Annotated in this window: 28 protein-coding genes and 1 pseudogene; 14 read left to right on the top strand and 15 right to left on the bottom strand. The window is 66.4% G+C overall.

Annotation, left to right across the window (positions count from 1 at the left end):
* Window positions 1–3 precede the first annotated feature (3 nt).
* Window positions 4–1146 carry a YncE family protein gene (locus Y900_RS18055; protein ID WP_157838260.1) on the bottom strand — a complete coding sequence of 381 codons (1143 nt, stop codon included), beginning with the start codon at window positions 1144–1146 and terminating at the stop codon, window positions 4–6.
* 741 nt (window positions 1147–1887) lie between these two features.
* Here Y900_RS18055 and Y900_RS33470 point away from each other — a divergent pair.
* A complete protein-coding gene (locus Y900_RS33470; RefSeq protein WP_272945557.1) occupies window positions 1888–2010 on the top strand; it encodes a hypothetical protein in 123 nt (40 codons plus the stop codon).
* 5 nt (window positions 2011–2015) lie between these two features.
* Here Y900_RS33470 and Y900_RS18050 read toward each other — a convergent pair whose 3' ends face one another.
* A complete protein-coding gene (locus Y900_RS18050; protein WP_420329825.1) occupies window positions 2016–2651 on the bottom strand; it encodes a M15 family metallopeptidase in 636 nt (211 codons plus the stop codon).
* 23 nt (window positions 2652–2674) lie between these two features.
* Window positions 2675–3604 carry a CPBP family intramembrane glutamic endopeptidase gene (locus tag Y900_RS18045; protein ID WP_051660136.1) on the bottom strand — a complete coding sequence of 310 codons (930 nt, stop codon included), beginning with the start codon at window positions 3602–3604 and terminating at the stop codon, window positions 2675–2677.
* A 39-nt stretch (window positions 3605–3643) separates the two neighbouring features.
* Here Y900_RS18045 and Y900_RS18040 point away from each other — a divergent pair.
* Window positions 3644–4277: pseudogene (locus tag Y900_RS18040) on the top strand (TetR/AcrR family transcriptional regulator).
* A 14-nt stretch (window positions 4278–4291) separates the two neighbouring features.
* Here the strand turns inward: Y900_RS18040 and Y900_RS32875 are convergent.
* Window positions 4292–4813 carry a hypothetical protein gene (locus Y900_RS32875; RefSeq protein ID WP_202807779.1) on the bottom strand — a complete coding sequence of 174 codons (522 nt, stop codon included), beginning with the start codon at window positions 4811–4813 and terminating at the stop codon, window positions 4292–4294.
* 128 nt (window positions 4814–4941) lie between these two features.
* Between Y900_RS32875 and Y900_RS18030 the strand changes: the two genes are divergently transcribed.
* From Y900_RS18030 to Y900_RS18015, 4 genes are all read left to right on the top strand, one after another.
* Window positions 4942–5601, top strand: a complete 660-nt coding sequence (locus Y900_RS18030; RefSeq protein WP_036343609.1) for a DUF3060 domain-containing protein — start codon at window positions 4942–4944, stop codon at window positions 5599–5601.
* Window positions 5602–6002: 401 nt separating this feature from the next.
* On the top strand, window positions 6003–7388 hold the full coding sequence (locus tag Y900_RS18025) for an amino acid ABC transporter substrate-binding protein/permease (protein WP_237752702.1): 1386 nt from the start codon (window positions 6003–6005) through the stop codon (window positions 7386–7388).
* Complete coding sequence (locus Y900_RS18020; protein ID WP_036343607.1) at window positions 7385–8158, top strand: amino acid ABC transporter ATP-binding protein; 774 nt, start codon at window positions 7385–7387, stop codon at window positions 8156–8158. Before Y900_RS18025 ends, Y900_RS18020 begins: the two co-directional genes overlap by 4 nt.
* A gap of 24 nt (window positions 8159–8182) precedes the next feature.
* The gene (locus Y900_RS18015; protein WP_036343605.1) at window positions 8183–8605 is read left to right on the top strand and encodes an organic hydroperoxide resistance protein; all 423 of its coding nucleotides are present in this window, start codon (window positions 8183–8185) and stop codon (window positions 8603–8605) included.
* 36 nt (window positions 8606–8641) lie between these two features.
* On the opposite strand, the gene Y900_RS18010 is transcribed toward Y900_RS18015, so the two are convergent.
* The gene (locus Y900_RS18010) at window positions 8642–9424 is read right to left on the bottom strand and encodes a DUF427 domain-containing protein (protein WP_036343603.1); all 783 of its coding nucleotides are present in this window, start codon (window positions 9422–9424) and stop codon (window positions 8642–8644) included.
* A gap of 98 nt (window positions 9425–9522) precedes the next feature.
* Between Y900_RS18010 and Y900_RS18005 the strand changes: the two genes are divergently transcribed.
* The 3 genes from Y900_RS18005 to Y900_RS17995 are packed head-to-tail and all read left to right on the top strand — an operon-like array spanning window position 9523 to window position 11915.
* Window positions 9523–10278: a dienelactone hydrolase family protein gene (locus Y900_RS18005; protein ID WP_036343601.1), complete on the top strand. Its 756-nt coding sequence runs from the start codon at window positions 9523–9525 to the stop codon at window positions 10276–10278.
* Between the two features lie 12 nt (window positions 10279–10290).
* Window positions 10291–10563 (top strand): DUF6295 family protein, encoded by a 273-nt coding sequence (locus Y900_RS18000; RefSeq protein WP_036343599.1) that lies wholly within the window; start codon window positions 10291–10293, stop codon window positions 10561–10563.
* Between the two features lie 11 nt (window positions 10564–10574).
* Window positions 10575–11915, top strand: coding sequence for an FAD-dependent oxidoreductase (locus tag Y900_RS17995; RefSeq protein WP_237752591.1), 1341 nt, complete (start codon window positions 10575–10577; stop codon window positions 11913–11915).
* Here Y900_RS17995 and Y900_RS17990 read toward each other — a convergent pair.
* Both Y900_RS17990 and Y900_RS17985 read right to left on the bottom strand, forming a co-directional pair.
* The gene (locus tag Y900_RS17990; RefSeq protein WP_036347153.1) at window positions 11897–12232 is read right to left on the bottom strand and encodes a hypothetical protein; all 336 of its coding nucleotides are present in this window, start codon (window positions 12230–12232) and stop codon (window positions 11897–11899) included. The genes Y900_RS17995 and Y900_RS17990 overlap by 19 nt on opposite strands.
* A 46-nt stretch (window positions 12233–12278) precedes the next feature.
* Window positions 12279–14144, bottom strand: a complete 1866-nt coding sequence (locus Y900_RS17985; RefSeq protein WP_051660419.1) for a glycoside hydrolase family 2 protein — start codon at window positions 14142–14144, stop codon at window positions 12279–12281.
* 460 nt (window positions 14145–14604) lie between these two features.
* Between Y900_RS17985 and Y900_RS17980 the strand changes: the two genes are divergently transcribed.
* Window positions 14605–15642, top strand: a complete 1038-nt coding sequence (locus tag Y900_RS17980) for a CobW family GTP-binding protein (protein ID WP_237752590.1) — start codon at window positions 14605–14607, stop codon at window positions 15640–15642.
* A 4-nt stretch (window positions 15643–15646) separates the two neighbouring features.
* On the opposite strand, the gene Y900_RS17975 is transcribed toward Y900_RS17980, so the two are convergent.
* Genes Y900_RS17975 through Y900_RS17965 form a run of 4 tightly spaced genes read right to left on the bottom strand, consistent with a single transcriptional unit; the run spans window position 15647 to window position 18438 of the window.
* Window positions 15647–17398 (bottom strand): MOSC domain-containing protein, encoded by a 1752-nt coding sequence (locus Y900_RS17975; RefSeq protein WP_036343596.1) that lies wholly within the window; start codon window positions 17396–17398, stop codon window positions 15647–15649.
* A gap of 6 nt (window positions 17399–17404) precedes the next feature.
* On the bottom strand, window positions 17405–18043 hold the full coding sequence (locus Y900_RS17970) for a pyridoxamine 5'-phosphate oxidase family protein (protein WP_036343595.1): 639 nt from the start codon (window positions 18041–18043) through the stop codon (window positions 17405–17407).
* Window positions 18044–18067: 24 nt separating this feature from the next.
* Entirely contained in the window at window positions 18068–18229 is a 162-nt protein-coding gene (locus tag Y900_RS32790) for a hypothetical protein (protein ID WP_192827526.1), read from the bottom strand.
* Window positions 18226–18438 carry a hypothetical protein gene (locus Y900_RS17965; RefSeq protein ID WP_036343593.1) on the bottom strand — a complete coding sequence of 71 codons (213 nt, stop codon included), beginning with the start codon at window positions 18436–18438 and terminating at the stop codon, window positions 18226–18228. The genes Y900_RS32790 and Y900_RS17965 overlap by 4 nt, the downstream gene beginning before the upstream one ends.
* Window positions 18439–18613: 175 nt before the next feature.
* Here Y900_RS17965 and Y900_RS17960 point away from each other — a divergent pair, with 175 nt between their 5' ends.
* The gene (locus Y900_RS17960; protein WP_036343592.1) at window positions 18614–19108 is read left to right on the top strand and encodes a MarR family winged helix-turn-helix transcriptional regulator; all 495 of its coding nucleotides are present in this window, start codon (window positions 18614–18616) and stop codon (window positions 19106–19108) included.
* Here Y900_RS17960 and Y900_RS17955 read toward each other — a convergent pair.
* Entirely contained in the window at window positions 19099–19845 is a 747-nt protein-coding gene (locus Y900_RS17955) for an SDR family NAD(P)-dependent oxidoreductase (RefSeq protein WP_036343590.1), read from the bottom strand. The two genes, Y900_RS17960 and Y900_RS17955, sit on opposite strands and share 10 nt — an antisense overlap.
* Before the next feature lie 151 nt (window positions 19846–19996).
* Between Y900_RS17955 and Y900_RS17950 the strand changes: the two genes are divergently transcribed.
* From Y900_RS17950 to Y900_RS17940, 3 genes are read left to right on the top strand one after another with little or no spacing between them, the layout of a single operon-like run.
* Complete coding sequence (locus Y900_RS17950; RefSeq protein ID WP_036343587.1) at window positions 19997–20782, top strand: prolipoprotein diacylglyceryl transferase; 786 nt, start codon at window positions 19997–19999, stop codon at window positions 20780–20782.
* Window positions 20779–21210 (top strand): hypothetical protein, encoded by a 432-nt coding sequence (locus Y900_RS33100; RefSeq protein ID WP_237752589.1) that lies wholly within the window; start codon window positions 20779–20781, stop codon window positions 21208–21210. The genes Y900_RS17950 and Y900_RS33100 overlap by 4 nt, the downstream gene beginning before the upstream one ends.
* Before the next feature lie 8 nt (window positions 21211–21218).
* On the top strand, window positions 21219–22778 hold the full coding sequence (locus Y900_RS17940) for a radical SAM protein (protein WP_036347143.1): 1560 nt from the start codon (window positions 21219–21221) through the stop codon (window positions 22776–22778).
* On the opposite strand, the gene sodC is transcribed toward Y900_RS17940, so the two are convergent.
* The 3 genes from sodC to Y900_RS17925 are packed head-to-tail and all read right to left on the bottom strand — an operon-like array spanning window position 22756 to window position 24780.
* A complete protein-coding gene (sodC, locus tag Y900_RS17935) occupies window positions 22756–23601 on the bottom strand; it encodes a superoxide dismutase[Cu-Zn] (protein WP_036343586.1) in 846 nt (281 codons plus the stop codon). The genes Y900_RS17940 and sodC overlap by 23 nt on opposite strands.
* 46 nt (window positions 23602–23647) lie before the next feature.
* Window positions 23648–24019, bottom strand: coding sequence for a hypothetical protein (locus tag Y900_RS17930; RefSeq protein ID WP_109751090.1), 372 nt, complete (start codon window positions 24017–24019; stop codon window positions 23648–23650).
* Entirely contained in the window at window positions 24016–24780 is a 765-nt protein-coding gene (locus tag Y900_RS17925; RefSeq protein WP_036343585.1) for a hypothetical protein, read from the bottom strand. Before Y900_RS17925 ends, Y900_RS17930 begins: the two co-directional genes overlap by 4 nt.
* Between the last annotated feature and the right edge of the window lie 27 nt (window positions 24781–24807).

Genomic DNA, 24807 nt, shown 5'->3' with positions numbered 1-24807 from the left:
CGGTCAGGATGCCGCGACGGCCAACTGTTGTGGCTGCGGCACGGCCGGATCGAGCCGGACGGCGGTGATCACACCGGCGTAGTCCGCGGCGTACAACCGGTTCCGCACCGGGTCGACTGCCAAGCAGGACAACTGCGGGCCGATGACGACGCTGTCGACGATCTCGGTGGTGGCGGTACACATCACCGCGATCTCGTCACGGTCGACGATGTAGGCGCACGCGCCGCCGCGGCTGAGCACCAGCTGGGTCGGGACACCACCCATATCGATGGTGTCGGTGACGCGAGCACCGGCGACGTCGACGACATGGATGACGCCGCCGAGTTCAACGTCCCATCCGGTGGCAAAAACGGTGCGGCCGTTGGGCACAACCGCGATGTCACCGATCGACCCGGCGATGGATACGACGGCTTTGATCGCACGTGCCCTGATGTCGATGATCGCCAGCATGCCGCCCGTCGAGGTGGTCAGCGCGGCGAACAGACGCGTGCCATCGGCATTGACTCGAACCGTTTCGATGGAGGCACCGGGCGCAGCCGGGATGGCGATGCTGCCGACGGAGCCGGACTCGATGTCAATGACCGCGATATCGACTTCGTCCTCGCCGGTCCTGCCGACGTACAGCACGTCACCGGCCGGGCTGACGGCCAGGCCGGACAGGGTCATGTCGAACGTCTTAGCCGCGAGCGGTGTCGCGGTGCGGGTGTCGACGGCGACGACGGCGTCCTCCGCGTTGGAGGCTGCACTGACATAGGCGCGGTCACCGACGATGACGGCGGCGTAGGGCTCGCTGAGGCCGTCGATCGTCGCGGTGACCGACAACGTCGCGGTGTCGATGACGCACACCACGTCGGCGCCGTAGTGGGCGGTGACGAGGTGCCGGCCGTCGGGGCTGACGGCGATGTCACTGACTGGCCCGTGCCCGGCAGCGAGAGTGCGGGCGACCGTCATCACCGGCGCTGCGATCGGCTCGGTCAGCGGCTCGAGTTCGGCGCCACCAAGCAGCCGCGGCAGCAGGTCACCGATCGGGGCCCGCCGGATCGACGGCAGCGCCGACAGCCACAAAGAGCGGTCTGCGGCGACCCGTTCAGCCACCGCGACACCGGTGACATTGGACCCTTCCGTAACTCCCGTTGTGTTTGCCATGATCTCGTACCTCCGGCGGCCTGGACTGCGCCGCGCATTGTCTTTAGTCGTTTTCGCGTTACCTGCCGGTAACCGCCTGGGTCGAGTGTAGCGAGTCAATTCACGGAGAATTCGCGGCTTTTCAGAACCCATTACCAAGCAGCCCGAGGATCTCAGGAACTGCTAAGGCAAGGATCGTTATCAATTCGTTGCAACGACTGCCTAGCGGCGCAAAAAGGCGTTCTGACATGGCAGTTTTCCGGTATTCAAGATCACAAACGAATGAACGCGACGAAGCACGTCCTTAGATTTCCTTACCGGCGCGAAGCCGAAAGAGGCACAAATCACAATGCCTCAGCCGCGTCTAAATTCTTAAGGAAAATCCTTAGGTTATTGACGCGCTGGGCGCCCCGACCGGGCGGGTTGCGATCCCAGGCGATCGTGATCCCGAAAGTGTTCGCTGTTCGGCACACTTAGCGAGTGAGTCTCAACAACTCGCCAGTGGGCCAGATCACACCATGTGTTCGACAGCCTCCCGGCTGCGGACCGGGTCGCTACCCAAGACACAGGACGGCTCGGTGTGGTCGACCATGGTGCCATTGGCCACCCGCCGGCGGCGAGCGACTGGCCCGCACGCTGCGCCTGGACAAGCTGCTTCGCGTCAAGGCGCTGCCGACCAGCATCTCGCTGCCGTGGGGCCTCAACGTCGGCGCCGTCGGCATGCTGACCTAACCGCGGCTGCCGACCAAGCTGCAGACCCGCGTGCTGGCGGCCACCACCGGCGAACCCGGTGAGGACGCCGAGGCCTACGGCGAGCGCATCCACACCGCCATGCAGGACGCGCTGACCGAGATGACCAGCCACCGCCGTCCGCTGCTGGGCTGAGCTTCCTAGTCGACGGGCACGTCGAGGATCGGCCGCTGCACACCCGCACCCGGACCGTCGAAATGCCACCACTCCCCGGAATAGGGCGCCAGCCCACCGGCCTGCATCGCCGAGCGCAGCCTGGCCCGGTTGGCCTGGGCCGCGGCGCTGACCCCGTCGGTGGCGTAGGCCTGAGCGCGTGCGGTGAAGTCGTCGAAACCGGTTCCCATGTCGACCAACTGGCCGCGCTCGGCGATTGTGACGTCGACCGATCTGGCCGTCTCGTGGCTGCGGGCGTACGGTCCCGGCTTGGCGACCCAGGCCGGGTTGGGCACCACGTCGAACATCCGCACCTGAACGTCGTGCGGGCGGTAGCAGTCCCAGAAGACCAACGTGTCGCCCTGCGCCCGAAGCGCCTCGGCGGCTGTCGCCAACCCCTGCGCCATCGACTGATGCACCAGGCAGCGCGCATCGGCGGGATAGAGCTGCACGCCGGTGAAGTTGTTCGGCGTGGCGTACCGCAGGTCGATGATGGCGTCGGGCACCACGGTGCGCACGTCGACGAAACCGGCCGCGGCGGCCTGCGGGCTTACCGGCGGCACCGGATCGGCGGCCGCGAGCGGCGCGGTCACTATGGCAAGCACCGCCGCGAGCGTCACCAAGGCGTGAGGCCGGGCGCCGGGCGTCACGCTGGAGCCACTTTCGCCGCGGGGGAGTCGCCGATGTCGAGGCGCTCGGCTGCGTGGTGGTAGCGGGGATAGCTCAGCCGGCTGCGGGTGAACACGATCAGCACCACCGCGGTCAGCACGCACAGGATAAGCACGCCGAACTGGCCGCTGAAGGCGGCGGCGTCCGAAGAGATCACGCCGCGGTCGCCCAGCCGTTGCAGGTAGGTGGCGGTGCCGTCGACCGAACCGTGCAGCAGGATCGCCAGCAGCAGGCTCGCGGTGGTGTTGTTGGACAGCCAGGTGAAGATGAAGCTGATGCTGGTGGTGAACACCACGAAAATGCCAACGCCCGCAACGGCATTCGCCGCTCCGCCGGCGAACCACGAGGGCGCGTACAGGAAGAAGTGCCATGCGCTCCACAACAGTCCCAGCAGTAGCGTCGCCCGTAGCGGGCCGAACCTGTGCTGCATCCGGGGCAGCGCGAACCCACGCCAGCCCGACTCCTCGAACAGCGGGCCGAACACGAAGTGCGCCAGATAGGACAGCGGGTAGGCGGCCAGCGCTGAAGGGCTAAGCGCTCGCAACGCCCCCGGGCTGACGAGTGCGGCGGTGACGAGTACCTGCCCCACCGGGATCAGCAGGATCGCCACCAGATACCAGCGCACGCCCACCCGCCAGCACGCCAGTCGCTGCAGCATCCGCCGCACACCGGCGCGCCCCTGCGTGATCGCGGTCATGAAGAACGCTGTGCCGGTCACTCCGATCGCGACGCCGGGCAGCGCGTACCAGGACGGGGTGTGGGTGGTCGCCGAGAACGCGGGGACCCCGGCGAAGGCCAACGGCGCCCACAGCACCCAGGTGACGACGTAGGACAGCACGAAGAACGACGTCAGCGGCCGCGCGCGCAGTACGTGGGCGATCTGCGCGGTCCACGTGGTTTCGGGCATCACGGCAGCATAGGCGGCAACGTCCGGGTCAGTGCGGCTGTGGCTCCTGGGCGGTGCCGAGGCGCCGGTCGGCCGTCAGCAACAGGTTTCCGGTGGGCAGGTTTGTCCGCCGCCGCCCGCCAGGCCGAGCGCCGGACTCTCCTGGTCCGCGCCGCCTACACGTTGTTCGGCGAGGGTGGCGAGACCGCGGTGTCCGTGCGGTCGGTGTGCCGGGCAGCCGAACTCGACACCCGATACTTCTACGAAAGCTTCACCGACACCGACGCACCTCCTGGGCGCCGTGTACGACGAGGTCGCGGGAGAACTCGGCGGGATCCTGACCGCGGCGATGGCCGATGCCCGCGACCGGCGAACCCGGCTGCAGGCCGGCATCAGAGCCGTACTCGACTTCGGCTCGGCCGACCCGCGGCGCGGCAGAATCCTGTTCACCGAGGCCCGCACCAACCCTGTTCTGGCCGCGCGGCGGACCCTGGCCCAGGACCATGTCCGCGAACTGGTACTCGACGAGCACCGCCGCACTTCACCCGAATCTGACCGGGTGGCAACGGAAGTCGCTGCCGCAATGTATGCGGGCGCGATGGCCGAATTGGCTCGGCAGTGGCTCGCCGGCGCACTCGGCGATGACGTCGACGGGGTCGTCGCCCATGCCGTTCGGCTACTGCTGCCGAACTAGTCCCTCACGTATGCCTAGGCGGCCACGCGGGCCGGGCGAAACGCGACGATCGGCAGCCGGTGCGCAAGGTCGACGTGCGCGGCCGGACTGCCGTCGTACTCCCGGCACAGCAGGATGCCCATCACCCGGTAAACGAGGGGGCGGATCAGCCAGTGGCGCCGTTCGTACTCGGCGATCACCGCGACGGCCTCCGGCTCGCCGAGCACCCGGTGCTCGGCGGAGAACGTCATCCCGCCGAGTTCGATTGATGCCGGTGAACCGGACGCGATGTCGCGGAACCACTCGCACGACGGCCCGAGACCGGCGATGACCATCACCTCGTCGTCGCTCGCGCCGATGACTTCGAGGACCGTGCGGCACTCGCACGAGTCGGATTCGCCGTGACTGAGGCGAACAAAGCGCTTGCCGAGCAGCCGGCCGAAGCCGTGCTCGTAGATCTCGCCGGCGTGTGCAGCGCCAGCCGGATGATGGGGTGCGGTCGAACCATGCCGCCAAATACCCGTACCCGACCATCGCGAAACGGGCGCTTTCGACATCAAGCAATGGCCCTTTCGAGGTCAAAGACCGGCAGTTTCGCGCTCACCCAAAAGTTGACCTGATCAAACCCCGAGCCGCCCCGGATGGGCAATATTCTGACGGGTACCGGACCCAGGAGTGCGAGGCGATGAACCCAGAAGACGATCCCGAGAAACGCATTCAGCAACTCGAGCGCCCGCTGACCGAGCAGGCGCACACCAGCGAACTGGGCACGTCGGTACCGCCGAGCAACTGGGCACCGCCTCCCCCCGGGTATTACGGGCCGTCGATGCCGCAACCGTCAGTTTCGTCATCCGCACCGAGTCTGCGCATAGGCTGGATTGTGTTCGTGCTGTTGGTGCTTGGGCTCACTGCGGGCGGCGGCGCACTCCTGATCGACAGTCACCTCAACGCCGGGCGCACCTCGCCGGGGCTGCCCACCATCTCCGGTGGCGGCGGCACATTCACCACGGCGACCCGGCCCAGCCGCAGCACCCCGACTCTCCCGTCGAATTCGGCTGCCACGGTGGCCCCGCCCGAATCGGGCGTCAACCTCAGCGTCTCCGGTGTCAACGAGAACAAGCGGCTCGCGTGCGACGACAGCGTGGTCACCATCAGCGGCATGGACAACACCGTGGTGATCACCGGCCACTGCACGCGCGTTCAGGTGTCCGGCATGAACAACATCGTGACCGTCGATTCGGCCGACACCATCGAGGCATCCGGGATGGACAACGAGATCACCTACCACGCGGGCTCACCGACGGTCGACAAGTCCGGCTTTTCCAATGCCGTCGGACAGGGCTGACGTCAGCGTTGCGCACCCGTTCAGGATGTGCCGAAAATCCTTGACAGGGAACGTGATCAGACTGGCGGACCGGGGCGGCGACCGGCAATTCAGTGCCGGGACGGGTATGCCAACCGCTGGCCGGGCCGGTCGGTGGTGACCGACACCGGCGTCTCGGTGTCACCCGTGGCGAGGTCGGTGCGCGTCACGTGGCCCCCGGGCGGCGTCGCCCGGGCCGTTACGGTGGGCGTCGTTGATGGGCAGTTACCCAGACACGCGGCAAGTCTTGCCGTTAGCGTGAACTGCACGCGCACAATCGGAAAATGGGAGGGCAGCGCATGCCGACCGGATGGTTACGCCGAAAGTCTCACCGAAGTCCTGCGCGCGCGTTCGCCTTGGTGGCGTTGGCCGCCATCGTGGCAATGCTCACGACTGGACTGTTCGCGCCCGCGCGGGCGTCAGCCGATGGCGAGAATTACCTGATCGCCACCGACACCACCTTCGCTCCGTTCGAATTCCAGGACAAGCAGGGCAATTTCGTCGGAATCGACATGGATCTCATCCGCGCGATCGCCAAAGATCAGAAATTCACCGTCGACATCAAACCGCTCGGCTTTGACGCCGCGCTGCAGGCCGTACAAGCCAACCAGGTCGATGGCGTGATCGCCGGCATGTCAATTACCGACAAGCGCAAGCAGGTCTTCGATTTCTCCGAGCCGTACTTCGAGTCCGGTATTCAGATGGCGGTCCTGAAGACCAACAACGACATCAAGTCCTATGAGGATCTGCGCGGCAAGCGAGTGGCGGTCAAGAACGGCACCCAGGGCGCAACCTTCGCCAACTCCATCAAGGACAAGTACGGCTTCCAGGTGGTCTCATTCGCTGACTCCTCGTCGATGTTCGACGAGGTCAAGACCGGCAACTCGGTGGCGGTGTTCGAGGACTACCCGGTGCTGCTGTACGGGATCGCGCAGGGCAACGGCTTCAAGACCGTCACCCCCAAGGAGGAGCCGACCGGCTACGGCTTCGCGGTGAACAAAGGCCGCAACGCCGAGCTGATCAAGAAGTTCAACGCCGGTCTGGAGAACCTCAAGAAGTCCGGGCAGTACGACAAGATCGTCAACCGCTACCTCGGCGAAGGCGCCGCCAACGACGACAATTCGTTCTTCGGGCTGATCAAGAGCACCTACCCGATCCTGCTGCAGGGCCTGAAGATGACCGTCATCCTTACGGTCGTCTCCATCGCGATCGCCCTGGTGCTCGGCGTCATCTTCGGCCTGTTCCGGGTGTCCCGGTCGATTGTGCTGCGTGCCATCGGCACGACGTTCGTCGACATCTTCCGCGGCACCCCGCTACTGGTGCAGGCCTTCTTCATTTACTTCGGCATCCCGTCTGCGCTGGGCTTTCAAATGAGCGCGCTGACCGCGGGCATCATCACCCTCTCGCTGAATGCGGGCGCATACATGACCGAGATCGTGCGCGGCGGTATTCAATCCGTCGACAAGGGGCAGATGGAAGCGGCCCGCAGCCTGGGCATCGGATATCTGCCCACAATGCGCAAAGTCATACTGCCCCAGGCTATCCGGACGATGATTCCGTCGTACATCAACCAGTTCGTGATTACGCTGAAGGACACCTCGATCCTGTCGGTGATCGGGATTGCCGAGCTGACGCAGACGGGGCGCATCATCATCGCCGGCAACTTCCAGTCGTTCAAGATGTGGCTGATCATCGGCATCATCTACTTCATCGTCATCATGGCGCTCACCAAACTCTCCGACCGCATCGAGAAAAGGATCGTGAAATGACCGACCTCGTTCCCGATTCCGCCGAGGCAAAGCCGGCAGGCACCGTGATGATCCACATCGACGAGCTGAAGAAATCGTTCGGTGAACTCGTAGTCCTCGACGGCATCACCACCGACATCAAGCAGGGCGAGGTCGTGTGCGTCATCGGCCCGTCCGGGTCGGGAAAGTCGACGTTCCTGCGCTGCCTCAACAAGCTCGAGGACATCACCGCGGGCAAGGTGGTGGTCGGCGATTTCGACCTCACCGACCGCAAAGTCGATCTGGACAAGGTCCGGCAGCACATCGGCATGGTGTTCCAGCATTTCAACCTGTTCCCGCACATGACCGTGCTGCAGAACGTCACGCTGGCACCGTTGACGACCAAGAAGATGGACAAGGCCGCCGCCGAGAAAAAGGCGATGGACTTACTCGGTCAGGTCGGTCTCGCCGAGAAGGCTCATGTAAAGCCGGCCACGCTCTCGGGCGGCCAGAAGCAGCGGGTCGCCATCGCGCGGGCGCTGGCGATGGATCCCTCGATCATGTTGTTCGACGAGGCGACCAGTGCCTTGGACCCGGAGATGGTCGGCGACGTGCTGCAGGTTTTGCGGGACCTGGCCGAAGGCGGTATGACGATGGTGGTGGTCACCCATGAGATGGGCTTCGCCCGCGAGGTGGCCTCGCGGGTGATCTTCATGGCCGACGGCAACATCGTCGAGGACGACGCCCCCGCCGAAGTGTTCGACAATCCGAAAAGCCCACGACTGCAAGAGTTCCTGTCGAAAGTCCTCTGACCACCCAACCGAAGGATCCGAAAAATGAAGGTTCTGTACACCGCTGAAGCGCTGGCCACCGGTGATGGCCGCGACGGGCACGGCCGTACCTCCGATGGCAAGGTCGATGTCGATCTGAGCATCCAGAAGGAGCTCGGCGGCACGGGTACCGGAACCAACCCCGAGGAGCTGTTCGCTGTTGGCTACGCCGCGTGCTATCACTCCGCATTGCGGCTCGTTGGCCGGCAGGAGAAGGCCGATGTCTCCGATTCAGCTGTGGGAGCAAAGGTTTCACTCGGCAGCAATGACGCCGGCGGCTTTGCCTTGGCGGTCGAGCTGGAGATCGTGCTGCCCAACGTCGACCATGAGACGGCCGTGGCGCTGGCGGACAAGGCGCATCAGGTCTGCCCATATTCGAACGCCACCCGCGGCAACATCGATGTGACGTTGACCGTCACCGACGACTGAGGTCAGGCCGGGCGCCGCGAATCGGTCCCCCGAATGCTAAGAAAAGTGCGTGTGCGCGCGGGGCAGCTCGACGCCGTCGACGCTGATGTCAAGCTTCTCGTTGTAGAAGGCGATCATGTTCGCGATCGGGGCGACCGCAGGCAGCGGGGTGTTGTAGGTCCAGGCCATGTCGGTATGCAGGGTGTCACCGACACGCACCGACCAGTAGCCGGAGGTGACGCCCTTGTACGGGCACAGACTCTGGGTGTCCGACGGCTCCAGGTGCTCGAACGCGACGTCGGTGCGATCGATGTAATACCTTGTCGGCAAACCGGTTTCGAACAGCAGAACGGGGCTGTGGGTGTCCGCCAGCACGGCGCCGTCGAATTCCACTGTGACATGACGGTGGGAGCGCAGCGCATCGACCCGCGCGTAGGGGTTGCGGGGGTGGCCATAGATCGGCTCGTCCTCCTCGAACCAGCTCAGCGCTGCCCAGTCGAATCGGACCAGGCCGGCGACCGGCCCCTCTCCCGCGTCGAACACTCGCGCCGCCGACGGGTGCGTCTGCGACCCGGCAGTGAGGGCACATGTGCGCGACGGACCGAACTGCACGCGCTGCGGATGGTCCTCATCGGTCAGGAACTGCGACCGCACGTCGGCCAGCGGGATGTAGTACTGCGGGTAGTACGGGACCTCCCAGACATACCGGGCCGCTGTGGTATCGAAGATCAGCTGCGTGCCGAGGAAGCCGCGGACCCGCCGGGGCGACGGTTCTATCCGGCCGCGGGCCGCAGCCACCTGTGGATAATCAGTCGCCGGCTGCTCGGATGCGGTACTCACAATGGGACTCCCTTGCCGTGGATCACGTCACCTTCCATGATGACGAGCGGTGGGGCGGGTAAACCAGCGGCGGGGAGACTCAACCAAGGAGCGGTGCGATGACACGAGCGGGCTCGGACGCGATCCGCGCGGAGACCATCACGATCAAGGGACACGGCGGCGACGAGATCGAGGCCTACTGGGCCGGGCCGCTGACCAGCGGGTCGCGCGGCGGTCTCGTGTGGATCCACCACATGCCCGGCTATGACCGGGAGACCAAGGAGTTCGTGCGTCGGCTCGCCGTCAGCGGCTACCACGTGGTGTGCCCCAACCTGTATTCGCGGGAAGCGCCCGGCGCCGATCCCGACGATGCCGCGGCCGCCTCCCGGGCCGCCGGCGGTGTACCCGACGAGCGCCTCGTCGGCGATGTGGCCGGTGCGGTCGCCCATCTCGGCGGGCTGCCCGGCGCGAACGGGAAATTCGGCGTGATCGGTCATTGCTCGGGTGGCCGTCACGCGTTCCTGGCGGCATGTTCGTTGCCGTTCGACGCCGCGGTCAACTGTTACGGCGCGTTCATCGTCGAGGATCCGCCGGAGGGAATGCCCAAGGCGATGAAGCCGATCCTCGACCTGGCTCCGAGCCTGAGCGCCCCGATGCTCGGGCTGTTCGGGGCCGAGGACAGGTTCCCGACGCCAGAAGCGGTGGCGACCCTCGACGCGGAGCTGACCCGGCTCGGCAAGCTGCACGAGTTCCACAGCTATGACGGCGCGGGGCATGCGTTCTTCTCCGTCGACCGGCCCGCCTACCGCGTCGATGCCGCCGTCGACGGGTGGCGACGCATCGACGCCTTCTTTGCCACCCACCTGAAAGGCTAGGTCTCCGATCTCATGTGCACCTATCTCACCGAACGTGTGGTCATCGAGGGCAGCGGGAAGGGCGCGACGGGATGGTTCGGCGCCGACCGGGCCACCGTCTACGTCGACCACCCGGTGCACGCGCCGTACACCCACACGGTGAACATCGACGTGCTCAATCCGGCCCTGGGACCCGCGGCCCGCGTGGCACTGGAGTTGACCGAGGAGAGTGCGTTGGCACTGGCCGACGCCATCCACCGGGCCATCGGGCACGCCCCCGCCGGTCTCGCGTCGCGCGACCAGTAGAGCGCGGCGCGGTGACCAGCCCGGTGATGGTGATCGGCAGCGGCCCGATCGGGGCTGTCGTCGCGCGCCGGCTCGCCGAGGACGGCTGCCCGGTGACGATCCTGGAAGCCGGTCCGCCGATCTCCGATCCGCCTGGGCATCACGTCCGCAATCAGGACCGGTTTCACCGTGACCCGGATTCCTACTTCGAGGCAATCGCCTCGCGGCTCCGCTATTTCGACGAGGCCGCTCCGGCGAGGGGCTTGCCGGGCGCGTCGGTGTCCGCGGCGGTCGGCGGCCAAGGCGTGTTGTGGACCAACAACTGCCCGCGGCCGGCCCTGTTCGAACGCGGCGAGCTGGTTGCGGCCGGCGAGTGGGACCACTACCTCGACGTGGCCCAACGCTATCTGGGCGTGGCAGCCGATACATTCGCCGGATCCGTTCGCCAGCAGCGCATCTCGCACCGACTGCGGCCGCTGCTCGTCGCGGCCGGCCGCGAGATCCGCGAACAGCCCATGGCCGGTCATCTCGTCGATCCCGCCACTATCCACTATGTCGCGACCGGCGACATCCTGGCCGGCACCGGGGTGCGCATCGAGCACGCCGCCGTCCGCAGGGTCATCGTCGACCGGGGCCGCGTGTCGGCGGTGGAACTCGACGACGGCACGACGCTGGACGCCTCCGCGGTGGTGGTGGCTGCCGGCGCATTGGACACCCCGATCCTGCTGCATCGGTCGGGAATTCGCCCGCAGGCCATGGGCAAGCGCCTCACCTACCATCCGGTGCTCTACTCGCAGCTGGTGCTCGACCGGCAGTTGTGCGGCGGTGCCGACGATGTGCCCCCTCGCCTGTGGATCCCCCCGACCCCGGCCGCCCCGTGGAACACGATGATCTTGCGCGACACCAACCCGGTGCCGCCGTCACCACCGGACATCGACATTCCGTCCGACCGGCTCGTCGAGATGCAGTCGTTCTGTCCGGTGGACAACCATCCCGAGAACACGATGACGATCGGCGACGACGGGACCGTGCGCTTCGATGTCCCGCTGCGCGAGGCAGATCAGGTGCGGATGGCGGCGGCGCTTGCCGACCAGAACACGCTGGCAGGGGCGTTGGGCCGCTTCCGATCAGGTTTGGAGCCGCAGTGGATGGCGCTGGGATTCGCTCACGTGATGGGTACCTGCCGGATGGGCCGCAGCGACGACGGCACCTGCGTCACCGACGAATTCGGGCGAGTCTGGAACACCGACAATCTCTACCTGGCCACCGTGGGGGTGATTCCGAACTCGTTGGCCGTCAATCCCACGCTGGCCGGGGCGGCCCTGGCGATCCGCAGCGCGGATCGGCTGCTTGCTCAGCAGAATTCGTACTGAACATCCCAGAAGCCGGGCGCCGGGTCCCACCGGGCCGAGAAATGTCCGCCCAGAGCCGGATTCGCGTCGTTGATCATTCCCTGCCCGCCGAGGCCCGGGATGAACCCGGGCGGATCCCAGGTGATCGACTGCGGATCGCCCGGCGTCTCGGGGGTACACCCGATCTGCTTGACGAAATAGCCGTCGGTGACCGTCCACTCGGCGCTGGCCTGATCCGGGCTCGGCGGGGGCGGTGCGGCCTGTGCGATACCGCTCGCACCGGTGATCAGCGCCGCGGCGATCCCGGCCACGAGTCCGAAGCTACGTCGATACGGCATCGGACCACGGTAGACCACACCGAGACGTTCGACATGGCAATCGCCGTCACCGGCGGACGTCTTGCTGCGCCACCCCCGGGGTACCCGCGGCGATGACCGCGCGATTACGTTCGGCCACAACGGCAATCGGCATCTTGACCTGCCAGCGGTCATAGCTCAGGAAGCCGTTGACCTCGTTCTCGACATCGGTGGTCTGGGTATAGATCGCCCCGGACAGACCCGTCCTGCGGACGATGTCTTCCAATCTTCGGCTGACTTGGACATACCGTTCGGTGAGCCGCGCCGGGCTGTCGGCCATTTCGTACGCTTCCGGTCGCCCCGGCCAGCGATTCTGGTCGAGCACCAGTCCCAGCCCACCGTATTCGCCGTCGACGCGCACCCGATTGTCCACCGGGACGGGGCCTTTCGAGTGTGCCTTCATCAGGTCGTCGTGGATCTGAGGTTCGCCAGGACCGACATAGGTGTGGTCGTCGTAGACGTCGCCGGCCAGGGTGTCACCACGCGACTTGCAGCAGTTCACCCCGCTGTTGGCGTCCACCATCCGAGTGGGGTCCGCAGCCTTCGTGAGGCCGGCGATCCGGGCGGTGTCGAATTCTCCCCAGCCCTCGTTGAACGGCACCCAGCCGACGATCGACGTCACGCTGCGCAGCTGGTCGATCATTGCCAGCAGCTCTTTTTCGAAGTTGGCCTTCGCGGCGGGAGACGGCTCCGGCGCGGGGCCCACCGGGATGTCCAACGACACATCCAGCGACGGCATGTCCTGCCAGACCATCAGCCCCAATTTGTCCGCCCAGTAGTACCAGCGCGCGGGTTCCACCTTGCCGTGCTTACGGACGAAATTCATGCCCAGATCCTTGATCCGCAGCAGGTCCGACTTGAGCGCGTCATCGGTGGGCGCGGTGTAGATACCGTCCGGCCAGTACCCCTGGTCGAGCGGGCCGTGCAGGAACGTGATCCTGTTGTTCAACGCGATTCGCGGCCGGCCCTGCGCATCGGGCATCGTCCCGATCGTCCGCAGACCGGCATAGCTGGCGACCGCGTCGACAACCTTGCCCGACGGATCGACCAGCGCCACCTTCAGGTCGTACAGGTACGGATCGTCGGGTGTCCACAGGTGCGGTTCGGGTACCGGAAGGCGAATGGTGTCGCCTGCTCCGGCGGAGCCGACCGCCACCACCCGGCCACCGTCGGGCTTGACGACGAACACCACAGCGCGCTGACCCTTCGTCCCGGCGATGCGCGGCGTGACGTTCATACCGGTCAGACTGGTGCTGATGTCCACCTTGTTGATGTAGGTGGCGTGGACCGGCTCCATCCAGACCGTCTGCCAGATCCCGGACGCGCCGGTGTAGAACAGCCCCTTCGGTCGATTGCGTTGCTTACCGATCGGAAAGGGATTGGCGTCGTTGCGGTCCTCAACGCGGACGGTGATCTCCTGGGGACCGGGCAGGTGCAGCGCCCGGGTGATGTCGACGCTGAATTCGGTGTAGCCGCCTTCGTGTCGGGCCACCTCCTGGTTGTTCACCCAGACTGTCGCGATCTGATCGACCGCACCGAAGTGCAGCAGCACGTGCTGCCCCACCCAGTTGCTCGGCAGCCTGACCACCTTGCGGTACCACATCTCGTCATCGTGACGCTCGATGCCGGACAGGGCTGACTCGACCGGGTAGGGGACGAGGATCTGTTCGCGGTAGGCGCTCGGCGCGGGAGGCGCGGGCAACACCGATCCCGCTGACCGACCCATGTAACCCCACACACCGTTGAGGTTCATCCAGGACGCCCGTCTCATCTGCGGACGGGGGTAGTCGGGCAGCGCGTTCTCGGGCCCGACCAGTTTGGTCCACGGAGTGGGCAGCAACGCAGCCTTGGGATGCCACATCACGACGGCGTTCGCCGGCGGGTGTCCGAACATCGTGAGGAGTAGCACAGTCAACGCCACCACGATGGCACGGCCGACCCACACCCGTCCGCGGGCAGTCAGCGCTTGCCCATCGGTGACGATTGTTCCCCCCGAGCTCGAGACGACCACGGCGCGCGCCCCCGCGCACGGCCGCTTCTACACAGCAAACGACACGATCCGGTCCTGACATGGGTCCCGCGGCGCTGCGCAACAGTGTCGCGAAACGGACCGGCTAATGCGATTGCCTGGAGCACTTTAGCCCGCCACCAGCGAGGTAGCCACTGCCTGAGAGGGTGTTTCGCCCAGCAATGTTCGAGGCGCCGAGACGGCCGGACACCATGCAGGGCGTTGCGGAACCGGCACCGCGACGGCCTCGGCATTTGCCCGCTGCGATGTGGATATTCATAACTTCCAGCAAACGCGGCAGGAAGCGACGAGCCGGGGTGCGGCCGAGTATGGCACCATCTGGAACGTGGTGTCCCGGGCTGTCAGCGGTGCAACGATCCCGGTGATCGCGCTCACCGGTCATCTGGGCGCGGGTAAGACGACGCTGCTCAATCACGTGTTGCGCACCCCGCAGGCTCGGATCGGGGTGGTAATCAACGACTTCGGTGAGATCAACGTCGACGCGGGCTTGATCAGCGGGCAAATCGACGAGCCCGCCTCGATCGCCGGCGGTTGCATCTGCTGCCTTCCCGACGACGGCCAGTTGGACGCTGCGCTGGCCCGGCTCGCGGACCCCAAGTTGCGCTTGGACGCCATCATCGTGGAGGCCAGCGGGCTGGCCGATCCGGCGGCACTGGCCCGCATCATCGGCTTCAGCGAGATCGGCGGAGTTCGCGACGGCGGGGTCGTCGATGTGGTCGACGCTGTACAGCACTTCGAGACCGTCGACCGCGGTGGCGTGGCCCCCGCCCGGTACGGCGCGGCAACGCTGGTGGTGGTCAACAAACTCGATCAGGTTCCGGCGGAGGACCACGATACGGTTCTGGCACGGGTCGAAGCCCGGGTACGCGAACGCAATTCACGTGCCCACGTCATCGGGGCGACGAACGGAAGCATCGATCCGGCCCTGCTGTACGACGTCGCCGCGGCGACCGACGAGACCGGCCAGTTGTCGTTTCGCGATGCGCTGTTCGAGGAAGCGTTCGGCGAGCACGACCATGTGCACGCCAAGTCGGTGACGGTGACTGCCGCCGAGCCGATCGACCCGGGGCGGCTGCTCGAGCTGCTCGAATTCCCACCCGCAGGGGTGTACCGGATGAAGGGCCGGGTGGCGGTGCGACACCGCACCGCCGTGCAGGGCTTTGTGGTCAACGTCGTCGGGCCTGCTGTGCACGTCGCCCGAAGCACCCTCCCGCCGGGATCCGACAACCACCTCGTGGCAATCGGAACCCACTTCGACACCGCGACCGTCCGGACCCGGATGACCGATGCGCTGCGGCCCGCCGACGGGCCGGCGTCGACCACCGTCCAGCGGCGCTGGCAGCGCTACCTCACCAAGTCCTGACCGATTACAGGTCGACGACGACGTCCTCGGCCGGTGCGGCGATGCACAGCAGTACGTTTCCTTCGGCCGGCGGTTCCAGCGGGTCGAGCTCGTAGCGGACCCGGCCGGCGAGAAGCGCTGTCTCGCAGGTGTGGCAGACGCCGGTGCGGCACGACCACTGGGTGGGCACGTCGCAGGCTTCGGCGAACTCGAGCAGGCTGGTGTCGGTGTGCCGCCACGAAGCCGACAGCGCGCTTCGTGCGAATTGCACGCTGGGGCCTGGACCGGGCGGACCCTCCGGTTGGTGAGGCGGGCGGGAGGTGGCCGCTGCGATGCCGGGCGTGATCGCCGTGTGGGCGCCGAACCGCTCGGAGTGGATGTTGAGGGCGTCGACACCCGACGCGATAAGGGCCCCGCTCACCGCGTCCATGAATCGTTCCGGCCCGCACACGAACACCTGCGCCTGACTCGGCAGGCCCAGGGCGCTCAACGCCTGCGCGGTCAGCCGGCCCCGTTCATCGAAGTCGACACCCGAGCGATCGCTAGGGCCCGGGCTGCTGAAGAATATCCGAGACTTGCTGTGCGGCAGCCGGTTCAGCAGCTCTCGAACCTCTGCGGCGAACGGCAGTTCGGTGCCGTCATGCGCGCCGTGCAGCCACCAGATGGGCCGTTGGGAGCCGCGCTCGGCCAGTGCGTGCAGCATCGACAACACCGGTGTCACCCCGACACCGGCCGAAATCAGGACCACCGGTTGAGGGCTGTCGTCGAGGAAGAAACTCCCCCGCGGCGCCGCCACCTCGATGAGGTCGTCGACCGTCAGATGATCGTGGATGTACGCGCTGACCACGCCCATCGGTTCTCGCTTCACGCCGATGCGGTATTGCGGCATGCCCGGCTCATTGGACAACGAGTAGTTACGGACCAGCGACGGCCCATCGGGGCCGACCGAGACCCGCAGCACGATCGATTGGCCGGCAAGCCATTTCGGCAACGGCTCGCCGTTGGGGTCAGCCAGCGACACCGAGCGGACATGGCGGCTCTCGTCGCGTACCGCGGTCACCTTCAGCGTGCGGAAGCCCGGCCACGCCGGCGGTGGTGGCGCCACTCCGGTCAGGCCCGTGTTGCCGGTTGCCGAGTCCTGCTCCAACAGGCTTTGCAGCGAAGCCTTCCATCCCGGACTCAACGCCGGGATGGCGAGAGCGCGTTCCAGGGCGTCGCCGGGATGCCCGGGAAGGTAGAGCAGAGCATCGATCTCGGCGACACTCACCTGTTGCGGACCGTCGGAGATCTTGACCACCTCCTGGCCCGCCGCGAGTTCACCTTCGGCCAGCACCCGGCAATAGAACCCGGGCCGGTGATGCGACACCAACAGCGCGGCCATTCGCGGTTCGCCCAGCCGCATTCCGACGCGATAACAGGTGACTCGGGGTTGGGTCACCTCCAGGACGACATCGCCGATCCGGTACCGATCACCGATGCAGACCTCGTCGTCGGGAAGCCCATCGACGGTCAGGTTCTCTCCGAATGCACCCGGCCGCAGGTCGTCTCGACCGAGTTCATTGGCCCAATACTCATAGGAGGCAACCTGATACACCAGTACGGCACGGTTCTCTCCGCCGTGGCCACCGAGATCACCCTGGCCGTCACCGTCGATATTGAGCCGGCGCACCATCCGTGGACCAGACACCGGCGCCTTCCAGGCGCCGGTGTGCACGGTGCGCCCGTTCCACTGCACGTCGTTGGGGAGTCCCACGTTGACCGAAACCAGGCTCGCCATCGGTGATCACTCCTTACGGTCGTCGAGTTGGGCACGCAGACGGTCGTTTTCAGCCTGCAGCTCCGCCAGCTTGGCGCGCAGTGGCTCCACAGCGGGTTCGAGTTCCGCCGTGCTGAAGCGCGGGGTGATGTGCTGCTGGCAGTTCCAGTCGTAGGCCTGGACGTCGACGAGGACAGCCCGCTCGACCACCGAGTCGTCGGTCTGGTCGGTCAAGTATTTCAGCAATTCCGGGTCTTCGGCGGCCGTCACGATGCGCGCATGCCCGAAGATTTTCAGCCGGCGCTGGTGAGCGTAGTCGAGGACGATGATCGCCACCCGGTCGTCACCAGTCATGTTGCCGGTGCTGATGTATTGCAGGTTGCCCCGGAAGTCGGCCCACCCGATGGTGTGGTCATCCACGACATGGATGTATCCCGGTTTGCCGCCGCGGAACTGAACGTACGGCCACCCGGTCTCCGACACCGACGCCAGATAGAAGCCGTCCCGCTCGCTCAGGTAGTCCTTCTCGTCCTCGGTGAGCGAGTCGCGTCCCGGGGTGGCCTTACCGGCGACGATCTTGCGTCCGTAGAACGCGTCGCTGCCGTGGTCGCTCTGGACGGCGCGGACATCGTCGGTGAAGGCGATGGACGCGTAATGCTTACTCATGAAAGTCTCCCTACCAGCTCGGGTTCACCGCAGCGGAATATCCAGGCCTCGTTCGTCTTCCAGCCGCGGCTCGAAGTAGCGTCGTCCAGATTCGGCGATGGCGACATCGTTGTCTTGGGCGGCCTGCACCTTCTGCACCGCGGTGTAGTAGTCGAAGCGTGGGAACGGTGGTCGGGATTCCGTCACGTCGCGCCTTCCGTCGAAACCGCCATGGCTGCCACCACGCCGGCGGTACTCAGCACAGCGTGCGCCAGAAACGCGTAATTGACCAGCGCTGCCTGATAGCCGTCACCTCTGGCCGGGCGCCGGGGCCCCGCGGTGGCGTCGCGGATCAGCGCCACCTCGAACCCCTGCTCGGTGGTCTGGGGTCCCCACATCTTGTGGGGACTGGCCACGATTCAGCACGTCGTTCTGCGGGTCGATGACGACGACGGCGGTATCGCTGGACTCGATATCCATTCGGTGAGTGTGTCACCACGGACTGGACACGTTGTGAAACGTCGCTGAACGCGGTGCGAGTACATTTGAGATGCGTGACACGTCACATTTTTCCAGGCAGGAGCACCACGCGTGGCCGCACACCGTAAGAACTATCCGCTCAACGCATCCCAGCAGCGGACCTGGCTGAACTACATGCGGGTGTACCACCGGCTCGAATACGAGATGAACCGGCAACTACTGGCCGACTGCGGCTTGTCGCTCAGCGACTACACGGTGCTGAACGCGTTGTCGCAGGCACCGGGCCGGCGGACTCAACTCACCGCGCTGGCGACCACGATCGGCTGGGAACGCAGCCGGTTGTCCCACCACCTTCAACGGATGTCCGGACGCGGACTGGTCGAGCGCGTGCGATCGGACACCGACGGCCGTTCCACCGACGTGCTGCTCAGCGACGCGGGTTGGAACACGCTGCGGTCGGCGGCCCCGCTTCACGCCGAGCGGGTTCGCACGTTGTTCTTCTCCGACCTCGACGCCCGCCAGGACGAGCAGTTGGCCGACATCCTCGCGGTGGTCTACACCAGCATCCTGCGCGAGGGAACCTTGCCGAGCCCGGATCAGACCTGAACGGACCCGCCGTCGACGAAGATCTCGGATCCGGTCATGAAACTGCTCGCGTCGGAGGCGAGAAATGCCACCACAGAGGCGATTTCGGCAGGGGCGCCGACGCGGCCCATCGGCACCGTCGCAGCCTCGCCGTCCAGCAGTGCCTGGTGCTGACCACTGGGCGCCAGTCCCTTGAGCCCCGGTGTCTCGACGGGACCGGGCACCACCGTGTTGACCCGGATCTTGCGGCCGACCAACTCCGCCGCCCAGGTCCGGCCCAGTGAGCGGATCGCGGCCTTGGATGCGGCATAGGCACCGAATGCGGGCACTCCGCGGCTGGCAGCCGTCGACCCGGTGAGCACGATCGACGCGCCTTCGTTGAGTAGGGGCAGCATCTTCTGCACGGTGAAGACCGTGCCGCCGACGTTGCGGGTGAAGGTGTCGGCCAGGTGTTCGGGTGTCTCATCCTCCAGAGTCGCGAACTCGCCCCCGCCCGCGTTGGCGAAGATCACGTCCACGCCGCCGCCGCGCTGCCGGATCACGTCGGCGAGACGATCGAGGGCGGCGATATCGGTGACATCGGCCGCGACTCCGCTCGCGCCGTCACCGATCGAGGCTGCTGCCGCATCGGCCCGCTCCTGGGTCCGTCCGGTCAGGAAGACGTGCGCGCCTTCGCTTGCAAGGCGTTGCGCGGTCGCCAGACCGATGCCTGATGTGCCTCCGGTGACCAGGGCTGTCTTTCCACTGAGTTGACCCATGATTGCTCCTCGATGTGTGGGACCTATGGCCAGAAGAACTACGTGATATGTCACGTTATTCCATCGTGCACCCCGGCGCGATGGTCCGCGCCGAACCGCTCGCCGGGCAATCACATGTCACGTTCGCACAATTGCCGATAGGTTTTGGCACATGGTCCCCGAATGGCATGTCGGACCGGTGGCGGTGCCGGTGCACAGTCTGTTCGTCGGCCTCGGGGTGGTGACGGCGATGGCCGTCTTCATGGTCGAGGCGCGACGGCGAGGGGCCGTCAACGACCAGTCCCTCGTCGCGGTCGCCGGGGCGCTGGTCGGCGGCGCGATCGGAATGCGCCTCTCCGGCTGGGCACGTCACCTGGATTTCGCCGCCAACCCCACCCTGGCGCGCGCCTGGGAGTACGGCTCCAAGAGCATTCTCGGCGGCCTGCTCGGGGCATATGCCGGGGTGCTGATCGCCAAACGCCTGGGCGGATACCGCGGCAAGACCGGCGATCTGTTCGCACCGGCGGTGGCGCTCGGGATGGCCGTCGGCCGGATCGGGTGTCATCTCACCGAGGCGCCCGGTCGACCCACGTCCCTGCCCTGGGGTGTACACGCCGCCGCGAGCACACCCGAATGCCCCGGCTGCCTGACCGGCCAGGCGATGCACCCGTCGTTCCTGTACGAGATCGCCTTCCAGCTGGCGGCTTTCGCCGCGCTCATGTGGCTGAGGTCCCGCATCACCAGGCCGGGCGAGTTGTTCGTCATCTATGTCGCGGCGTACGCCGTGTTCCGCTTCTTCGTCGAGTTCACCCGCGCCAACCAGACCGTGTGGCTGGATCTGACTCGGCCGCAATGGTTTCTACTACCGTCGCTTGCCCTCGTCGGTGTTCGGACGTGGTACGGCCACCGCCGCGGCTACTATCGCTTCCCAGCGCAGCGCCAGGAGGTACCCGCATGACGACTCCCCCACCGGGCGATGACGAGAACGGAGACGGCGTCCCACCGCCGCCCGCGGGATACCCGCCCCCGCCGGGGTATCGGCCGCCGGGTCAGTACGACTACCCGCCACCTGTGCCGCCGCCGTGGCAGCCACCCACCCCGCGCATCTCGGTCGGTATGGCGTTCCTCGGCGCGTTCTTGTACATGCCGCTGAACTTCGTCATCGGCTTCGCAGTACTGGCCATGTCCAACGGGCGTGGGCACGGCACAGTAGTCCTAGGCGCAGTGGTGTTGGCGCTCATCGCTTTCGGCGGGGGCGGTGTACTGCTGGCCACCGCGAAGGCCAACGGCAAGGGACTGGGCCTCGGCCTGATGATCGGCTGGGCGGTGCTGTCCGTCGTCTCCGTCGGATTCTGCACGGGTCTCAACCCCGAGCTGTACACGTGACCGCCGGGATGGGGTTGCGCGGCGACCGGCTGTTGCGATACGTCACCGCCTTCTGCCCGTCCTGCCACGACGAGGCCCCAGAGAAGTCGCTGGCCGATGTCGGCCGCCTCAGCGGCCGGCTCGTCGAGCGCGACGAGCGGGTGTGGCTCGAGCGTGGTTGCGCGACGCACGGTTTGGTGAGCACCCTTTACGACGAAGATCCGGAGATCTTGCGCTATCTGGAGGAGTGGACCGCGCCGACCAAGGCTCATACCCCCGATGTGGCGGGGAATTTCGATCCGATCCCATCGGCGTATCTGCGCGGACTGCCGGAGATGCAGACTCAGCACACCTGCATCCTGCTGGAAGACATCGCCGAGACCTGCAATCTGCGCTGCCCCACCTGCTTCACGGGTTCCTCGCCGGACCTGCGCAACGTGGTCGCCGTCGCCGACGTGCTCGCCAACGTCGACCAGCGGCTGGCCCGCGAAAACGGACGCCTCGACGTGCTGATGCTCTCCGGTGGCGAGCCGACGCTGCACCCGGCCCTGCCCGAGCTGTTGGCCGAACTGACCTCTCGCCCGATCACCCGAATACTGGTCAACAGCAACGGTGTTCGGATCGCGAACGACGACGCCCTGCTCGATCTGCTGACCGAGCATCGCGATCGGGTGGAGGTTTATCTGCAATACGACGGTCTCACGGACACGGCGCATCGCCATCACCGTGGTGGGGATCTGCGTTCGGTGAAACACAGCGCGCTGCAACGATTGTCGCAGCGAGAGATCTTCACGACACTGGTGATGACGGCCGCCCTCGGGGTGAACGACACCGAGATCGGAGACATGGTCGCGCTGGCTCTGGCCACGCCCTACGTCGGTGGGATCAGCATCCAGCCGCAGTTCGGCTCCGGCCGGTCCGGGCACATCGACCCGCTGGACCGGCTCACCCACACCGGGGTGCTCAAGCGACTCGGCCCGCAGACCGACGGTGCGGTGACGTGGCGCGACCTGACCGCATTACCGTGCTCGCACCCGCACTGCTGCTCGGTCGGATACCTGATCCGCGACGACGCCGGCGCGTGGCGCTCACTGGTCTCGCTCCTCGGCCACGACGGCCTCAAGGCCAGACTCGGGCTGGTGTCCAACCGGATCGCCGACAGCGAACTTCCCCAGCAGCTTCGCGTTGCGGTCAAGGAATCACTGCTCGGACTGCTCTCGGAGCAGTCGTCGCTGTCGCACCCCGATATCGGCGACGTGTGGCGAACCATTTGCGAGAGTTGCGATCTCGGTATGAGCACGCTGCTCACCCTGGCATCGTCGGCGCTGCCTGGGAGGCGTCGCAAACTTCGCCGAATGCTGGGCGAGCGGGTCGTTCGCATCACAATCAAACCGTTCATGGACATGTCGACCATGATCGAGGAGCGGCTGGTGCAGTGCTGCGTGCACGTCGGCACCAGCGCAGCTCAACATCAGTGCGCGCCGTTCTGCGCAGTGCAGGCATGGCCGGCTCTTGCCCGCCAGCGCATGTCGATCGCAGCGGGTAGACAACTCCCGCTGCTCGCCGTCACCCCGCGGGCTGAGGACTGACCGGCGTCGTTGTGGTCGAGACCGTTGTCGACGTCGTCACCGCGGTGGTAGGACTCACCGTCGTGGTGGTGGTGGTGGGTGTGGTCGACGGCGTCGTGGTCGGGCTTGTCTCCGCCGGCGGCACCTGAGTAGCCGTCGTCTCGGTGACGGTCGACGTACTCGTCGTGACGGATGTGGAGGCGCTCGCACTCGCGGGCGACAGGACCGCGCAGGCCACTCGGGCGCCGGCGTCGCCGGTTGCCAGCGTCTCGGCGTCGGGCCCGGGCACGCCGTCGTGGGTGTAGCGCTGCGGGATGTTGGCGAAGTTGTCGGGACCCGCATGGATGATCAACGCGCTGCCCTGCGGACCTTTGAGGTCGTCGAGGGTGAAGGCGTCGGTGGTGGCGACGAGCTTCCCGGAACCGTCCTTGCGAATCAACAGCGGTGTCAGGTCACCGCTCGCCGGGTGTTCGGTGCGGCCGCCGACCTGTAGGTGACCGCCGGCGGACAGGAAGTTGCCCGTCGCCCCACCGGACGGGGCGACCGAGTCGGCCTCGCACTTACCCACCGAGTGGATGTGCATTCCATGGCTTCCCGGGGACAGGGTGCTTCCGGTGACGGTTTCCACCGTCACGGTCGCGTACCCGTTCGCGAAGTCGATGGTCGCGTTGGCGACGGGCTTGCCGTCGGGAGACTTCAGTTCTGCTTTGATCGTCTGGGCGCTGGAGCCCGACGTCGTCGTACCAGATGTCTGCGGACTGCCGTTCTGCGCGGAGTTGCAGCCTGCGAGGACGACCACGGGTGCCGCAATGAGCGCTGCGGCGGCGGTTGCACGGTTCACCATCGCGCTGGAGTACCCGCTATTGCTGCGTTTGTACCGCGTTTCGTAGCTAATGGGCGGCAGCGTGGATTCCGGCTGCGTCTCGATGGATCAATTCGACCGAATCACCGACGTCGATCGTGACAGCTCCGTCAGACGCGACGAACGGAACCTGGAGCAGGCCGTGGAAGCTGTCGGTCTCGACGAAGGTGTGCGCACGGGCGAACAGGGGCTGCACATCAAAGACGCGGACCCGCAGCTTCTCCCGGCTCAGTCTGCCCAGTTCCCGGCCGGATTCGGGATCGGTGATCACCGGCCCTGAAGTGGAGTGCACTGCGAAGATCATGCCCGATCTCACCCCGGCGTCCCTGCCGCGGTTGATGACGAGCGTGTAGTCGTCCTCGACGAGAGCGACCTGACCGGTGATCGCTGCCCATGTCACGATGCCGCCAGTGAATTGCTTTCCGATAGCGCAGAAGTCGAGCCGGCACGGATCCGCGGCCGCAGGGCATAGTCGTCCGCGCGAAGCGACAGGTCGACATGGCTCGGCGGGTCCTGCTCTGTTCCCAGCGTGAGCTCGACCGCTGTCTTGGCCTGGAACAACGCGATGACCGCCTGCTGGTGCTGCTCGGTGCCGAACGCGTTGAGGGCCAGGGCCAGCTTCTTGTCGACGTACTCGACCGAACGCTGAAGGTCGGACGGGGTCGGCTCGGCCGGCGTGTGGTGCTCGGTCGCGTCGATGGCCAGTCCGCGATACCAGCGGTGGCCGAGCGCACCGAGGATTGCGGCGCAGACCGGGATGACTACGACGGTGCAGACCAAGCCCGCAGTCGAGTGCAGCGTGATCGCGCCGACGATACCGAGCAGCATCCCGATGCCCGCGGCGCCGAACAACTGCACGGCCGCCGGTACGCCTTCGATGACCCGCCAGATCTTTGTGACGGCAAGCGCGGTGTTGCGGGCGACCGCGGCGATGAAACGGGCCATGCTGGTCACGGCTTTGACCGCCGCGCGACCGAGTTCGTCGGCCTGCTTACGCGTGATCGGCGACTTCGGCATCGACCATGTCCGCTGCTTGCGCGGCGACACGGGAGTCGGCTCGGCTGGCGGCTCACCCGCCACGGCCCGGGCGAACGCCTCCGGTTGCGATGTCGGGCGCTCGACCGGCGGTTCCTGGTTAGTCACATTGGTATCAGCAGCCACATCCGTATCATCGCCCGGTGTGGTCGA

It is taken from the genome of Mycolicibacterium aromaticivorans JS19b1 = JCM 16368, assembly GCF_000559085.1.
GTDB lineage: Bacteria > Actinomycetota > Actinomycetes > Mycobacteriales > Mycobacteriaceae > Mycobacterium > Mycobacterium aromaticivorans.
This window is presented reverse-complemented; position numbering and strand designations above follow the sequence as displayed.

Bases quoted from the DNA above. Each gene is read 5' to 3' on its own strand.
- Y900_RS18055 (WP_157838260.1), bottom strand. From the start codon at position 1,146: ATGGCAAACACAACGGGAGTTACGGAAGGGTCCAATGTCACCGGTGTC.
- Y900_RS18045 (WP_051660136.1), bottom strand. From the start codon at position 3,604: ATGCCCGAAACCACGTGGACCGCGCAGATCGCCCACGTACTGCGCGCG.
- Y900_RS32875 (WP_202807779.1), bottom strand. From the start codon at position 4,813: ATGTCGAAAGCGCCCGTTTCGCGATGGTCGGGTACGGGTATTTGGCGG.
- Y900_RS18030 (WP_036343609.1), top strand. From the start codon at position 4,942: ATGAACCCAGAAGACGATCCCGAGAAACGCATTCAGCAACTCGAGCGC.
- Y900_RS18025 (WP_237752702.1), top strand. From the start codon at position 6,003: ATGCTCACGACTGGACTGTTCGCGCCCGCGCGGGCGTCAGCCGATGGC.
- Y900_RS18020 (WP_036343607.1), top strand. From the start codon at position 7,385: ATGACCGACCTCGTTCCCGATTCCGCCGAGGCAAAGCCGGCAGGCACC.
- Y900_RS18015 (WP_036343605.1), top strand. From the start codon at position 8,183: ATGAAGGTTCTGTACACCGCTGAAGCGCTGGCCACCGGTGATGGCCGC.
- Y900_RS18005 (WP_036343601.1), top strand. From the start codon at position 9,523: ATGACACGAGCGGGCTCGGACGCGATCCGCGCGGAGACCATCACGATC.
- Y900_RS18000 (WP_036343599.1), top strand. From the start codon at position 10,291: ATGTGCACCTATCTCACCGAACGTGTGGTCATCGAGGGCAGCGGGAAG.
- Y900_RS17990 (WP_036347153.1), bottom strand. From the start codon at position 12,232: ATGCCGTATCGACGTAGCTTCGGACTCGTGGCCGGGATCGCCGCGGCG.
- Y900_RS17985 (WP_051660419.1), bottom strand. From the start codon at position 14,144: ATGTTCGGACACCCGCCGGCGAACGCCGTCGTGATGTGGCATCCCAAG.
- Y900_RS17975 (WP_036343596.1), bottom strand. From the start codon at position 17,398: ATGGCGAGCCTGGTTTCGGTCAACGTGGGACTCCCCAACGACGTGCAG.
- Y900_RS17970 (WP_036343595.1), bottom strand. From the start codon at position 18,043: ATGAGTAAGCATTACGCGTCCATCGCCTTCACCGACGATGTCCGCGCC.
- Y900_RS17955 (WP_036343590.1), bottom strand. From the start codon at position 19,845: ATGGGTCAACTCAGTGGAAAGACAGCCCTGGTCACCGGAGGCACATCA.
- Y900_RS17950 (WP_036343587.1), top strand. From the start codon at position 19,997: ATGGTCCCCGAATGGCATGTCGGACCGGTGGCGGTGCCGGTGCACAGT.
- Y900_RS33100 (WP_237752589.1), top strand. From the start codon at position 20,779: ATGACGACTCCCCCACCGGGCGATGACGAGAACGGAGACGGCGTCCCA.
- Y900_RS17940 (WP_036347143.1), top strand. From the start codon at position 21,219: ATGGGGTTGCGCGGCGACCGGCTGTTGCGATACGTCACCGCCTTCTGC.
- sodC (WP_036343586.1), bottom strand. From the start codon at position 23,601: ATGGTGAACCGTGCAACCGCCGCCGCAGCGCTCATTGCGGCACCCGTG.